Source organism: Streptomyces sp. PL-25 (assembly GCF_058344915.1).
Window position 1 is genome coordinate 5,671,602 of sequence record NZ_CP136997.1, and the last position, 13,966, is coordinate 5,685,567.

Sequence of the window (13,966 nt, forward strand, 5' to 3'; positions counted from 1 at the left end):
CCCCTCCCCGCCCGTACCCCGCCTGTACTCGCCCCTCCGTACGGACGCACCCGCACCCCGCCGCCGTGTACCGGCCTCCCCAAGGACGTGAATCCGCCATGCGCACAACCACCAGACTCGCGGCGTCGGCCGCCGCCGGACTGCTCGCCCTGTCCTCCCTCACCGCCTGCGCCAACGACGCGGCCGGCTCGGCGTCCGGCAGCGGCGGCGGGGGAGACGGCAAGGGCGAGCACGTCAAGATCATGGTGGGCGGCCTCGACAAGGTCATCTACCTGCCCGCCATGCTCACCCAGCGCCTCGGCTACTTCTCCGCCGAGGGCCTGGACGTGGAACTGCTGAGCGAACCCGCCGGTGTCCAGGCCGAGACCGCGCTCGTCTCCGGCCAGGTCCAGGCCGCCGTCGGCTTCTACGACCACACCCTCGACCTCCAGGTCAAGGGCAAGGACATCGAGTCCGTGGTGCAGTTCTCGCACGCGCCCGGCGAGGTGGAGGTGGTCTCCGAGAAGGCGGCGGCCGACATCACCTCGCCCAAGGACTTCAAGGGCAAGAAGCTCGGCGTCACCGGGCTCGGCTCCTCCACCGACTTCCTCACCAAGTACCTGGCGGTCAAGAACGGCGTCGGCGTCGGCGAGTTCTCCCCGGTCGCCGTCGGCGCCGGACCGACGTTCGTCTCCGCGCTCCAGCAGGGCTCCATCGACGGCGGTATGACCACCGACCCGACCGTCGCGACCATCCTGGCCAAGAAGGCGGGCCGGGTCCTCGTGGACATGCGGACCCCGGAGGGCTCCCGGCAGGCGCTCGGCGGCCCCTACCCGTCGTCCAGCCTCTACATGCAGTCCAGCTGGGTCGACGGCCACAAGGACACCGTGCAGAAGCTCGCGAACGCGTTCGTGAAGACCCTCCGCTGGATGTCCGCCCACAGCGCCGACGAGATCGCCGCCAAGATGCCCGCCGACTACTCCCAGGGGGACAAGAAGCTCTACGCCGACTCGATCCGCAGCACCCTGCCGATGTTCACCAAGGACGGCGTCATGCCGGCGAACGGCCCCGAGACCGTGGAGAAGGTCCTCAAGGCGTTCAACCCCGCCGTCAAGAACGCCACCGTGGATCTGAGCAGGACGTTCACCACCGAGTTCGTCGAGAAGGCCGCGGGCTGAGCCCGTACCGGCACAAAGGCACCGGGCCCGTACCGGTACGCGAGCGAGGACACGGCCCGCGCCGCACACCGGCGCGGGCCGCCGCGGCTCAGCCCGGGGCGGCCGCGGGCTCCTCCAGCGCCTCGGGCAGCACCACCGTGAACTCCGCGCCGCCGCCGTGCGCCGCGCCCGCCGTCGCGGAGCCGCCCTGCCGCTCGGCGAGCCTGCGCACCAGGGAGAGCCCGATGCCGCGCTTGCCGTGTGCCGGGGGCCGCTTGGTCGACCAGCCCTCCGTGAAGACCGATTCGCGTAGCTCGGGCGGGATCCCCGGCCCGGTGTCGCGGACCCGGAGGACGGCGGTGCGCCCCCGGGTGCGCAGCTCGACCTCCACGCGCGCGTGCGGGGTCGCCGCCACGGCGTCGAGCGCGTTGTCCACCAGGTTGCCGACGACCGTCACCAGGCCCCGGGGGTCGACCAGCCGGTCCGGCAGCCAGGTGCGGTCCGAGATCCACAGCGCCACCCCGCGTTCGGCGGCGACGGTCGCCTTGCCGACCAGCAGCGCGGCGAGCAGCGGGTCCTGGATCTTCTCGGTGACCTGTTCCGCCGTGGCCCGGTGGTCGCCGACCACCTCGCCGATGAACTCCGCTGCGTCGTCGTACATCTCCAGCTCCAGCAGGCCGAGCAGGGTGTGCATCCGGTTGGCGTGCTCGTGGTCCTGGGCGCGCAGCGCGTCGATCAGACCATGGGTGGAGTCCAGTTCCCGGCCCAGCTGCTCCAGTTCGGTGCGGTCGCGCAGGGTGGCGACGGCGCCCCCGTCGTCGGTGGGCATGCGGTTGGCGACCAGGACGCGCTGGCCGCGCACGGTGAGCAGGTCCGTGCCCGTCACCCGCCCGGCCAGCACATCGGTGGTGCGGCCCGCGCCGAGCGCCTCGTCCGGGAACCGGCCGAGCGCCTCGTCGCCGATGCCGAGCAGCCGTCGCGCCTCGTCGTTGAGCAGCCGGACCCGGCCGCCCCGGTCCAGGGCCACGACGCCCTCCCGTATCCCGTGCAGCATGGCCTCCCGCTCGGCGAGCAGCGCCGCGATGTCGGAGAACGCCAGGTCCCGGGTCTGCCGCTGCACCCGGCGCGAGACCAGCCAGGCGGCCAGCGCCCCGACCGCGAGCGCGCCGCCCGCGTACGCGAGCAGCCCGGGGATGGCGTCCACCAGCCGGGCGCGCACGCTGTCGTAGGCGATGCCGACCGAGACCGCGCCGACGATGCGGTGGTCGCCGTCATAGAGCGGCACCTTGCCGCGGGCGGAGCGGCCCAGGGTGCCGGTGTCGATCTGCATGACCTCCCGCCCCCGCAGAGCGGCCGTCGGGTCGGTGGAGACGGGCCTGCCGACCTGGTCCGGTTCGGCGTGCGACCAGCGGGTGCCGGCCGTGTCCATCACCACGACGTACTCGGCGCCCGTCGCCCGCCGGATCGCCTCCGCCTCCCGCTGCACGGGCCCGCTCACGCTCGGGGCGGTGTGCAGGAGGTCGTGGACGATCTGCGGGTTCTCGGCGGTGGTCTCGGCGATGGCCAGCGCGCGGCGCATCGCCTGGTCGTCCAGCTGGTGGCTCAGCGGGGCCAGGAACAGCCCGGTCGCCAGGACGGCGACCGACGCGGCGATCGCCAGTTGCGTCAGCAGGACCTGGGCGAACGCCCGCCGGGGCAGACCCAGGCGACGGCGGCGTACGGGGGCGGTGGTGCTCATGGCGACGACCGTACGGTGCGCGGCGCGGCCGTCCCAGGTCTCGTGCGCCGCGGATCCGGGCGGCCCGGCCGGGCGGGCTCAGCGGGGTGCGTGGGGCAGGGACAGTTCGCGGACCGCCAGGACGTCCATGCGGGCCGGGGTGCCCAGGACCGCGGCGCCGCAGCTCTCCGGGCGGGGCGGCTCGGCGGCGCCGCGCGCCACGGTGACGTGCCAGCGGCGGCCGTCGGTGTGGGCGACGGTCACCTCCCACAACGGGGTGCCGTCCTCCGGCGCCGGTGCGCCGTGCGGGCCCGGCACGGCCGGGGCGGGCAGCTCCTCGGTGCGGACGACGGTCAGCGCGTCCGCGCCGTACTCGCCGCTCAGGGCGCGCACGGCCAGCTCGGCGGCCTGTGCGGGCCGCTCCCACGCGCTGCGGCCCCGGCAGCCGTCGAGGTCGACCCGGCCCTCGCGCAGCCCGCGCAGGGCGCCGCGGACGGCGCCGGTCTCGGCGCGGCCGTACGCGTAGCCGTGCGGGAGCAGGAGCAGCGTGGGGGAGAAGCGGTGGCCGCCGAGGTGGGAGACCTCCCAGACGCCGTGCTCCCCGGCGGCGGCCAGCTCCGCGGCCAGCGGCCGGCCCAGCAGGGCGCAGCAGCGGTCGCGCTTGCCGTTGGTGCAGACGAAGGCGAGCGGGCCCGCGGTGTGCGGCACGCCCCGCAGGACCGTGTCGAAGGTGTGGTGCTCGCCCCTGCCCAGCGCGGCGAAGTCGAGACGCAGCAACTCCTCCGGTGCGGCGGTATCCGCGGAGCGCACCCAGCTGTTGCCGGGCAGGGTGTGGGCCGCGTACACCTGTCGCACGGACCGCGTACGGCAGTCGGCGTGCCGCCCCGGGCGCCGGACGAGGGCGATCCGTACGCCGGTGCCCTCGGCCGCCCGCTCCAGCGCGCGGCCCAGCTCCGGGTCCAGATGGCTGGAGGTGAGCGCCTTGGCGCCCCAGGGGCCGGGCTGTTCCAGCAGCAGCCAGGTCGTCGCCGTGGGCGCGGTGGCGCCCTGCGCTTCGCCGAGCTGCCGGGAAACGGTCGTGCACGTACTCACAGGGGCGAGCCTACTGCGGCCCGCGGGCCGCACGACCGCCCGGCACCCGCGCCCGGCACCCGCGCCCGCACCGGGCGTCCCGCCGAGGGCCCGCCGGAGGTCCGCCGGACGTCCCGCCGGAGGTCCGCCGGGTGGGCCCGGCCCGCCCTGACATGTCAGCTCCTGTCAGAGTCGGGGGCCCCGGCGCGGCGGTCTCACTAGGGTGACGGAGCAGGCGTGGGCGGCACGTCGGTTCCGTTCGCCACGGGGTGGGCCGTGGTGCTGAGTTCCTTGGATGAGGGGGGCGACCGGGGCGGCGGACCGATCCCCGCACGATCGACGATGTGCCGGCCACGCCTGCCGTGAGGGTGCGAGGAGTCAGCCGTCCTGCCGAAAGGGAACAGCCATGAGCACTGCCCCCGCCGTCCCGAGCACCGCGCTGGTCACCGGCGCGTCCTCCGGGCTCGGCAAGGAGTTCGCCGCCCAGCTCGCCGCCCGGGGCCACGACCTGGTCCTGGTGGCCCGCTCCCGGGACCGGCTGGAGGAGGTCGCCGCCGAGCTGGCGCGGGTCCACGGCGTCAAGACCCACGTGGTGGTGCAGGACCTGGCCCGGCCCGACGCCGGACGGCAGGTGGCGCGCGAACTCGCCGACCGCGGGATCCGCGTCGACCTGCTGGTCAACAACGCGGGCTTCGGAACCGGCGGCCGGTTCGAGGAGATCGGCCCCGAACGCGACCACGACCTGCTGATGGTGAACGTCGTCGCGCTCGTCGACCTCACCCACGCCCTGCTGCCCGGCATGCTGGAGCGCGGCACCGGCGCGGTCCTCAACGTGGGCTCGACCGCCGGCTACCAGCCCAGCCCCTACCTGTCGGTCTACAGCGCCTCGAAGACGTTCGTGCTGAACTTCTCGATGGCCCTGCGCGAGGAGGTGCGGGGGCGGGGCGTGCGGGTGACCGCGCTGTGCCCCGGACCGGTCGAGACGCGGTTCTTCGAGGTCCTCGGCACCCGCGACGCCGCCGTGGCGGGCAGCTTCACCACGCCCGAGCCGGTGGTGCGCGCGGCCCTGGCGGCGCTCGACCGCAACCGCGCCTATGTGACGCCCGGCCTCGGCAACGCGCTGATGGCGCATCTGACGCCGCGCCGCCCCCGCACCCTGGTGGCCCGGGTCGGCGAACGGATCTGCCGCAAAGTGCTCAAAACGGCGCCGCGCCCGGCCGCGCCCGCTCCGCAGAGCCTCACCGGCTGAAGCGCGGGTGCGCTCCCGACACTCCCGCCCCGCGCGCGGCCCGCGGGGCGGGGTCCGGCAGCCCGGCGCCCTGCGGCGCTCAGCTGAAGCGGTCCGGCGAGAGGAAGTCCAGCCCGGCGGCGCCCGGCGCGCCCTGCACCAGGTCGGCGAGGGCATCGCCGACACCCGGCGCGTACGCCGGGCTGTGCGCGCCGCCACCGCCCGCGACGACCAGCCGCGGGTCGCCGCCGGGACGGCCGCACACGAACAGGCCGTCCGGGGTCCGGGTACGGGTGCCGACCGCCGTACGGGCGGGCAGCGTCTCCAGGCCGGGCACCTTGGCGGGCAGCAGCCGCGCCAGGTCCGACCAGTCGTCGGCGGTCACCGAGCGGTCGGTGTCCTCGGGGTCGACCGGCTTGGCCGCCCCGCCGTCCTCGAGGCCCAGGCCGACGTCATCGCCGCCCTGGGCGCCGCTGCCCCACAGGATCCGGCCGTCGTCCAGCTCCCGCCGGAACACCGGGAAGCCCTCCAGGTCGAAGCCGCTGTCCGCCGCGTCCAGCGGACGGAAGCGGGAGAAGGGCGCGCGGACCGACTGCACCGGCAGTCCGGGCACCAGCCCCGGCAGCCACGCGCCCGCCGTCAGCACCGCCTGGCGCGCGGTCACCGAGCCCGTGGCGGTGTGCAGCCGCACCCCGCCCGGCACCCGCTCGACCCGGACCACCCGGGAGTCGGTGTGCACCCGGGCACCGGCGCGCTCGGCCAGCGCCACCGCGGCCCGTACCGCGTGCCGCGGCCGCACCAGCCCGGCGGAGGGCTCCCACACGCCGATGTGATGGGCCGGCACCCCGGTGTGGCGCGGGAAGCGGAAGCGCAGCGCGGTCGCCGTGAAGGTGCGGACCGGGACGCCGTGCGCGCGGGCCGTGCGCAGCGCGCCGCCCGCGAGCGGGCCGTTCTCCGGGCCGATCAGCAGACCGCCGCAGGGCGTGAACAGCCCGTCCTGGCCCGCGCGGGCCAGCTCCGCCCACAGCTGCCTCGATCTGCGCGCCAGCGGCAGCAGACCGGGATGCTCGGCGCCCGTCAGGCGGACCATGCGGGCGCCGCCGTACGAGGAGCCGAGCGCGTGCCCCGGCGTGAAGCGTTCCAGACCGATGACGTCCACGCCCCGGGCCGCCAGCCGCCATAAGGCCGACGCCCCCCAACTTCCCAGACCCACCACCGCGGTCTCGGCATCCCAACGTGTCATGTCCGCCTGCTCCCTGGGTCGTGTCACGGTGCCCGGTCCAGCCGAACACGGCTCCGTGCGCCCGCGCATGAGTAACCGTCACTCAGCTCGCGGCTCCGCGCGCCCCCGGCGGGGTCCCGGCCGGGGCCGCCCGACCCCGTGCGCGGCCCGGCGGCGCCCCCGGTTTGGAGTACCTGAGTACTCATGCGCCCGGGGCGGCGCGCGTGATCACCTCGGAGTGCGGCGTGGTCCGGGCCGCGACGACTGGTGGAGGTTTCGATGCAGTTCCGGGTACTGGGACCCCCAGGGATCTACGACGACGTCAGGCGTGCCAGCGTGCAGCTGACCAGTCCCAAGCAGCGGGCGCTGCTCGGGGCTCTGCTGGTGCGCCTGGGGACCCCGGTGCCCACCGAGGAGCTGATCCGTGAACTGTGGGGGAACAACGCACCGGACAAGGCCGGCAACGCCCTCCAGGCGCATGTCTCGCGGCTGCGCCAGCAGCTGATCGAGGCGGAGCCGTCCCGGGCGAACACCCCCCGCCTGGTGGTGCGCGGGCCCGGCTATGTGCTCCAGGCGCGCCCCGAGGAACTGGACAGCGTGCAGTTCCGGCTCCAGGTGACCCGCGCCAAGCGCCTGCTGGCCGCCGACCCGCGGGCCGCCGCGCTGCTGCTGCGCAAGGCGCTCGGGCTGTGGCGCGGACCGGCCCTGGACGGCGGCTCCCACGGGCCGCTGTGCGCGGCGGCCGCCGCCCGCCTGGAGGAGGAGCGGCTGACCGCCCTGGAGGACCTGTGCGACGCCTCGCTGCGCATCGGCAGGCACGAGGAGGTGGTCCGCCGGCTGGAAGAGCTGGTCGTCGCCCACCCGGCCCGCGCGCGCTTCCGCGACCAGCTGGCGCTCGCGCTCCAGCGCTGCGGACGGCAGGGCGAGGCGCGCGCCGTGCGCCGGGGCGCCGCCCACCAGGCGGAGGACCGGACGCCGGTGCGCACCGGCAACGTCCGGGTGCTGCGCGAACCGGGCAGCCTGCGCGCCACGGAGCCGGCCCCGGCCGGGACCGGCACGGCCGTCGCGACGATGGAGCCCGCGCCCGGGTGGCCCGCCGAGGGGGATCTCGTCGACGGCCCCGGCACCCAGGGGCACGAACTGCACCGGCTGCGCGTACGGGTGGAGGAGCTGACCTCCCAGCAGCACGCGCTCCGCTCGGAGCTGCAACGCCTGACGGCGCTGCTGGAGGAGCGGGTCCCGGCGCGCCGGCGGGACTCCGCGTGACGGCCCGCTCCCGCCGGGCCCCGGCCCGCCGGGAGCCGAGGGCCACGAGACGTACGTGACGGGAGATGCGCAAGTGGCGCAAGAGATCACGGGATTCAGGGATCGAGTGAGGATGAGTTCATGCATGTAGTGCACAGCACATGCCCCGGCGCCGGCACCGCGGACGCCGTGTGGAAGGTGCTCACGGACTGTGAGGCGTTCCCCGACTTCATGGAGGGCGTCAACGAGGTCACCATCAGCGGCGAGGACGGCGACCGCCGCACCAGCAGCTGGGTCGTGGAGCTGAAGGGCTCGGAGATGGAGTGGGACCAGGAGGACGTCCTGGACCCGGAGCGGCGCCGCTGGGAGTTCCGCCAGAGCGACGGCGACCTCGCCCACTACGAGGGCTACTGGCAGGTCGTCGAGGACGGCGGCACGGCCGCCCTCGAACTCAAGGTGGAGTTCGACGTCGGCCTGCCCATGGTGGCCGAGATGATCCACCCCGCGGTGGCCAAGGCGCTGGAGCGCTACCAGCGGGACATCGTCGAGCAGAGCGCGTAGGGGCGGGGACAGATCATGACTGAGACGCACGCCGTCGACGCCAAGGAGACCTTCCGGCGGGTCAGACGCCACTTCTCGCCCGCGCTCGCGGTGGCGGGCAAGTTCACCGGTCAGGGCGCCGTCGAGGCGTCGGCCGAGGGCTCCCGGGTGACCCTCTCGGACGGCCGGACCATGCTGGACTTCGGCTCCTACGCGGTCGCCCTGCTCGGCCACCGTGACCCCGAGATCGCGGACGCCGTCCGCGCGCAGCTCGACCTGATGCCCGCCTCCACCCGCTCGGTGCAGACGCCCGTCGCCCCGCTGGCCGCCGAGCGCCTGGCCGCGTACGTGGGCGGCGGCCTCGGCCGGGTCTACTTCGGCTGCGGCGGAGCCGACGCCGTCGAGGTGTCCGTCAAGCTCGCCCGGATGGCGACCGGCCGCACCACCGTCGTCGCGGTCGACGGCGCCTTCCACGGCAAGACCCTCGGCGCCCTCGCGCTGACCGACAACCCCCGCTTCCGGGCCGGTCTCGAACCGCTGCTCCAGGGCGTGGTCCGGGTCAGCGGCGACGACCCGCAGGCCGTCGCGGACGCGCTGCGCGAGCACGACGTCGCCGCCGTGGTCTTCGAGCCGGTCCAGGCCGAGAACGGTGTGCGGATCCTCGACACCGAGGTGCTGCGCACCTGGTGCCGGGACGCCCACGAGCACGGCGCGTTCGTCATCGCCGACGAGATCCAGGTCGGTCTGCGCCGGTGCGGCGAACGGTCGGTGGCGCTGGCCGACGGCCTCGACGTGGACGCGGTGCTGCTCGGCAAGCCGCTGGGCGGCGGCGTCCTGCCGGTCTCGGCCGCGGTGGGCAACGACCGGCTGTTCGCCCCGCTGCTGGCCGACCCGATGGTGCACACCGCGACCTTCAGCGGCCACCCGCTGTCCACGGCGGTCGTCCCGGTCGCCCTCGACCTGATCGAACGGTACGCGGCGGACGGCGAGCGGATCGCCCTCGCCATGGAGAACGGGTTGGCCGAGCTGCGCGCCGAACACCCGGACAAGGTGGTCGGGACGCGCGGCCGCGGTCTGCTGTGGGGCGTCGACTTCCGCTCGCCCGAGGTGGCCGGCGACGTCCTGACCGGTCTCGCCCAGCGGGGCCTGGTCGTCTCGCCCTGCCTGAGCCGTCCCACCACCATCCGCCTGCTGCCCCCGATCGTCGCCACCGACGCCGACGTCAAGGAGGCGATGAGCCTTCTTTCCTACGCCACGGCCGCCGCCGGTGCCGACGGCGCCTAGCCCGGACACGTATTCCGGAAGGACCACGGATAACTGATGAGTTCGACGATACCCATGGAGATCTCCGAGGAGTTCGCCGCCGATGTCGTGCTGGCCGACGACATCACGGGCTACACGGCACCGCAGCCGGGCGCGGTGACCGAGGTGTTCCTCACCGGCGCGACCGGGTTCCTCGGCGCGTTCCTGCTGAGGGACCTGCTGCGGCAGGGACTGGTCGTGCACTGCCTGGTGCGGGGCGCCGACACCGGCACCGCCCGTGCCCGGCTGGAGGAGAACCTGCGCACCTACGAACTGCTCGACGACATCGACCCGGACCGCGTCGAGGTGCACACCGGGGACATCACCCGGCCGCTGCTCGGCATGGAGCGCGCGGAGTACGACGCGCTGGCCGGGCGGGTCGGCGCCGTCTACCACTCCGCCGCCAAGGTCAACTTCCTGACCATCTACAAGTGGCTGCGCAAGTCCACGGTGGAGGCGACGCACGGCGTGCTGCGGTTCGCCCAGGCGGCCGGCGCCACCCTGCACCACGTCTCGACCACCGGCGTGTTCGAGCCCGGCGCCGACCGGGAGCCGCGCGGCGAGCTCGACCCGACCGGACCGCCGGAGAACCTGTCGCTGGGCTACACCAAGAGCAAGTGGGTGGCCGAGCAGCTGGTGCGCGAGGCGGCCCGCCGGGGCGTGCCGGTGACCATCCACCGGCCCGGCCAGGTCTGGGGCGACTCGGTCACCGGCGCCTGCCAGCCCAACGACTTCGTGTGGCGCTTCATCAAGGGCTCGCTCCAGGTGGGCCTGTACCCGCGCAGGTTCCGGCTGGCGATGAACATGGTCCCGGTCGACTACGTGTCCGCCGTGATCGTCGCCGCCTCCCGGCACCCGGAGGGCACCGGCGGCACCTACCACCAGGTCAGCCCGGACACGCTGGACTCCGAGCGGATCCTGCGGCTGCTGCGCGGCGCCGGGTACGACCTCAAGGAGGTCAGCATCCTGAAGTGGATGAAGGCCGTCGCCGCCGACGTCACCAACTCCATGGCGCCGCTGCTGAGCATCCTCGTGGAGTCGGAGAAGGTCGAGGTCGCCGAGTTCGCCGACGAGCTGACCCGCGACCTGCTCAAGGACACCGGGATCGTCTGCCCCGACATCGACGAGAAGGTGTTCGGCGGCTACATCGCCTACTTCGTGCGGGCCGGTGTGCTGCCGGCTCCGCAGGAGTGACGGGCCGCCCCCCGAGCATGCCCCGTGACACGGCGGTGCCCCGCGAGAGCCGTCCTCGCGGGGCACCGCCGTGTGCGCCTGCCGTACGTGTCGTCGGCGTACGCGCTGCCGTACGCGCCTACGCCACGTGCTCGGAGCCGCCCTCGTACAGCCGCAGCGGTGCCATGCGGTTGGTCTCCCGCGGGCGGCCGATCAGCTTGTCCAGGCCGCGCTGGAGGTCGTTGCGGGCGGTGATGCCGAGCTTGTGGTAGATGCGGTGCAGATGGTTCTCCACGGTGCGCACCGACACCACCAGCCGGTCCGCGATGTCGCGGTTGGACATCCCGGTCGCCGCCAGTACGGCGACCTCCCGCTCCCGGGGTGTGAGCGAGGCCGAGTCGCGCTCGGGGCGGGTGTCCGCCTCCACCCACGGCGGCAGCGCCACACCGGAGCCGGGCAGCAGCTCCCGGCAGGCGGCCTGGGCCTCGCGGCCCTTGCGGTGCTGTCCGGAGGCGCGGAACGCCCGCGCGGCCTGGGCGGCGGCCTCCCCGGCCAGCGGCAGCGCCCCCATCTCCACCAGGCGGTCGCAGACGTCGGTGAGCGCGGCGCCGTCGCCGTCGGCCAGCGCCTCGGCGTAGTCGGCCAGCACCCGGGTCAGCCCGCCCGCGGTCCGGGCCGCCCGCAGCAGCGCCCGGTGCGGGAAGCGGACCGCGGCGCCCTCGGTGACCCGGGCGGCCAGCAGCAGCGCGTTGGTGGCGCGGACCGTGCGTCCGGCCGCGCCGGCCCGCTCGGCCAGGGCCACGGCCTGGGCGGCGGCGCTGGAGTGGTCCCCGGTGTAGGCGAGCACGAGAGCGCTCTCGTAGGCGATCTCGTCCTCGCTGATGGGGAAGCCCAGCACCTCGCCGCGCAGCGCGCGGACCTCGACCAGGGTGCGCAGCGCCTCCGAGTGGTTGCCCGACTCGGCCAGCGCCCCCGCGAGCTGGGCCAGCGGCCAGGCGCTGGTCACCGGGTACTCGTGGGCGGCCTCGGAGGCGATCGCCCCGCGCAGCAGCGCGACGGCCTGCTCGGACTGCCCCAGCATCCGCAGCAGCCGGCAGCGGTCGAGCAGCGCCTGGAGCAGGACGGGTCGGCCGTGCCCCGGGTCGTAGCGGTGCACCGCGTCGAGCGCCTCGGCGGCGCTCCTGAGGTGGCCCAGCAGGGAGGAGCAGCGGGCCGAGACGGAGTTGGCGAGGAGCTGGGCGTCGGTGTCCCACTCGTCGCACACGTCGCGGTAGCGGTTCAGCAGGTTCAGCGCGCCCGCCGGGTCGCCCAGTTCACTGCGGGCGAAGGCCACGGTCGGCACCACCGACTGGGCCAGGGGCAGGTCGGGCGCCGTCGCGTCGAGCGCGGTGTCGCCGAGGGCGACCGCCTCCTGGAGCCGGTCCGACATCACGGCGATCAGCACCCGGGTGCCGTGCAGCAGCCCGGCCCGGTCCGCGCCGACCTCGGCGACGGTGCGGTCCAGCAGCTCCCCGGCCTCCTGGACCCGCCGCAGGCTCCAGGCCAGGTTGGTCACGCGGGTGTGCACGGCGCCGACGTACTCGTCGAGCGGGACCGCCACCCCGGACTCCAGCGCCGCCTTCAGCACCGTCTCCGCCTCGGCGGGCCGGTCCCTGCCGACGAGCACCTGGCCGAGCAGCAGGGCCGCGCGGACCCGGGGCACGGCCTGCTCCGGGTCCCGCACTACGCGCGTAACCAGACGGCGCAGATCGGCTCCGAAGAGCGCCGAGTCCGGGACCGGACCGTGCAGCGCGGGCGTGTCCAGGTCGCCGGCCTCCTCCTGGAGGGCGAGCAGGCACAGGCGCTCCGCGAGCGGGAACTCCCGCCGCCTGAGGGCGATCCGGGCCGCACCGAGCAGCTGCTCGCGCTCGGGGACGAGCCCGGCCTCGGTGCGCAGGGTGACGATGCGCAGGACGTCGTCCTCCCGGCGCGCGCCCGTGCGCTCCAGGGAGTCGGCGACCTCGCGGCGCAGCCGGGCGGCGGTCAGGTCGGACATCCGGGAGGCGATGACGACCCGGCTGAGCGGGACGGCCAGCCGCAGCCGGACCCGGGAGCGGCTGCGCTCGACGGTGACGATGCGGCGCAGGTCGAGCGCCTCGGCCGCGCGGGAGAGGCCGGCCGCGGCGACGATCTCCGCCTCCAGCGGTTCGGCGACGGCGAGCATCTGGACCAGTTCGTGCTCCTCGTGGCTGAGGTCGCGCAGGCCGACGCGGATGACGTCCGAGAGCCGTTTGCCGGGCCGGCGGGTCAGGCCGGGCCAGCGCCAGGTGCCGTCCACACACGTCAGGGAGCCGTCCTCCAGCGCGTGTTCGACGAGTTCGCGGAGCATCAGCGCGTTGCCGTGCGTGGCCGCCCACAGCCGTTCCAGTGTGGCGGTGTCGGTGTGGCCGCCGAGCCGGGCGCGCAGCACGGTGTCCATCGCGGTGCGGTCGAAGGGCGCCACCTCGACGTGCTCGACGAGCCGTTCCACCCAGAGCTTGTCGATGCCGGTCGGGGTGGGCGCGTCCTGGCGGGCCGCGGCCAGGACGCTGAGGCGCCCCGCGGCGACCAGGCTGTGCAGCCGGACGCTGACGGCGGTGTCCAGCAGGTGCACGTCGTCGACGGCGACGAGGGGCCGGTCGGCGGCGGTGCCGTCCGCCGCGGCCGGCCGTACGGCCTCCAGGCACTCGGTCAGTGTGCCGAAGCCCCGGATCCGGGTGCCACTGCTCCAGCCGGCGCCGCCGACGCTCAGGACCGTGCGGCCCTCGTCGGCGGCCCGGCGCAGCGCGGTGGCCAGCAGAACGCTCTTGCCGACGCCCAGCGGACCGACGAGCAGCGCGCCGCCACGGCGCTGCACGGCGTTCCGGAGGGTGCGCAGTTCGGTGTCTCGCGCAGTTATCGGCCAGTCGAAGGAATCACTCGTTGACATCTTTTTACGCCCCCGCGGTCGAATGATTTCGGCCATCTTGCCATGCGTGTCCTGAACGCGCCGCCTTGGTTCTCCCCTGAATATTTGAACACTTGATCAATTCGAGGTGAAGGCGGTCCTCCGGGAAGCTTTCCGGGGGTGCCCATGAACCGGTCGCATCCCGTCAGGCCGAGATGTTCCAAGCGGGTCGTTCGCTGGACTTTGGCCAGTATAGACCGGCAGCTCGTAGGTCAATCTGTATTCCCGGAACATTGAGTAAAAAAGTTAAATGCCCAGGTGGGGGCCTGGGCTGTGCGGTGAACTCGCGAGTAAGCGGCAGCTCTCACCGGCAATTCTGACATCGCTTCGGCGGCGCTATGAATAAAGCGGACCGGCTGGTTTTATT

10 protein-coding genes are annotated in these 13,966 nt (G+C 74.4%); 6 read left to right on the forward strand and 4 right to left on the reverse strand.

The features are described 5' to 3' along the window. Nucleotides 1-98 precede the first annotated feature (98 nt). Entirely contained in the window at nt 99-1,157 is a 1,059-nt protein-coding gene (locus R4Z62_RS25530) for an ABC transporter substrate-binding protein (protein ID WP_491520988.1), read from the forward strand. A gap of 88 nt (nt 1,158-1,245) precedes the next feature. Here the strand turns inward: R4Z62_RS25530 and R4Z62_RS25535 are convergent, their stop codons facing one another. Beyond that, complete coding sequence (locus tag R4Z62_RS25535) at nt 1,246-2,874, reverse strand: ATP-binding protein (RefSeq protein ID WP_491520989.1); 1,629 nt, start codon at nt 2,872-2,874, stop codon at nt 1,246-1,248. Between the two features lie 78 nt (nt 2,875-2,952). After that, a complete protein-coding gene (locus R4Z62_RS25540; protein ID WP_491520990.1) occupies nt 2,953-3,945 on the reverse strand; it encodes a ferredoxin family protein in 993 nt (330 codons plus the stop codon). Between the two features lie 385 nt (nt 3,946-4,330). On the opposite strand from R4Z62_RS25540, the gene R4Z62_RS25545 reads away from it, so the two are divergent. Continuing rightward, entirely contained in the window at nt 4,331-5,173 is an 843-nt protein-coding gene (locus R4Z62_RS25545) for an SDR family NAD(P)-dependent oxidoreductase (RefSeq protein WP_064535648.1), read from the forward strand. A 79-nt stretch (nt 5,174-5,252) separates the two neighbouring features. Here R4Z62_RS25545 and solA read toward each other — a convergent pair whose 3' ends face one another. Beyond that, nucleotides 5,253-6,395, reverse strand: coding sequence for an N-methyl-L-tryptophan oxidase (solA, locus tag R4Z62_RS25550; RefSeq protein ID WP_491520991.1), 1,143 nt, complete (start codon nt 6,393-6,395; stop codon nt 5,253-5,255). Between the two features lie 258 nt (nt 6,396-6,653). Between solA and R4Z62_RS25555 the strand changes: the two genes are divergently transcribed. The 4 genes from R4Z62_RS25555 (at nt 6,654) to R4Z62_RS25570 (ending at nt 10,655) form a co-directional block, all read left to right on the forward strand. Continuing rightward, nucleotides 6,654-7,640: an AfsR/SARP family transcriptional regulator gene (locus R4Z62_RS25555; protein WP_064535650.1), complete on the forward strand. Its 987-nt coding sequence runs from the start codon at nt 6,654-6,656 to the stop codon at nt 7,638-7,640. A gap of 120 nt (nt 7,641-7,760) precedes the next feature. Continuing rightward, nucleotides 7,761-8,180 (forward strand): type II toxin-antitoxin system RatA family toxin, encoded by a 420-nt coding sequence (locus tag R4Z62_RS25560; protein WP_064535651.1) that lies wholly within the window; start codon nt 7,761-7,763, stop codon nt 8,178-8,180. Between the two features lie 15 nt (nt 8,181-8,195). Further along, on the forward strand, nt 8,196-9,443 hold the full coding sequence (locus R4Z62_RS25565) for an aspartate aminotransferase family protein (RefSeq protein ID WP_491520992.1): 1,248 nt from the start codon (nt 8,196-8,198) through the stop codon (nt 9,441-9,443). 36 nt (nt 9,444-9,479) lie between these two features. After that, the gene (locus R4Z62_RS25570) at nt 9,480-10,655 is read left to right on the forward strand and encodes an SDR family oxidoreductase (RefSeq protein WP_079159100.1); all 1,176 of its coding nucleotides are present in this window, start codon (nt 9,480-9,482) and stop codon (nt 10,653-10,655) included. 118 nt (nt 10,656-10,773) lie between these two features. Here R4Z62_RS25570 and R4Z62_RS25575 read toward each other — a convergent pair whose 3' ends face one another. Beyond that, a complete protein-coding gene (locus tag R4Z62_RS25575; protein WP_491520993.1) occupies nt 10,774-13,509 on the reverse strand; it encodes a helix-turn-helix transcriptional regulator in 2,736 nt (911 codons plus the stop codon). Between the last annotated feature and the right edge of the window lie 457 nt (nt 13,510-13,966).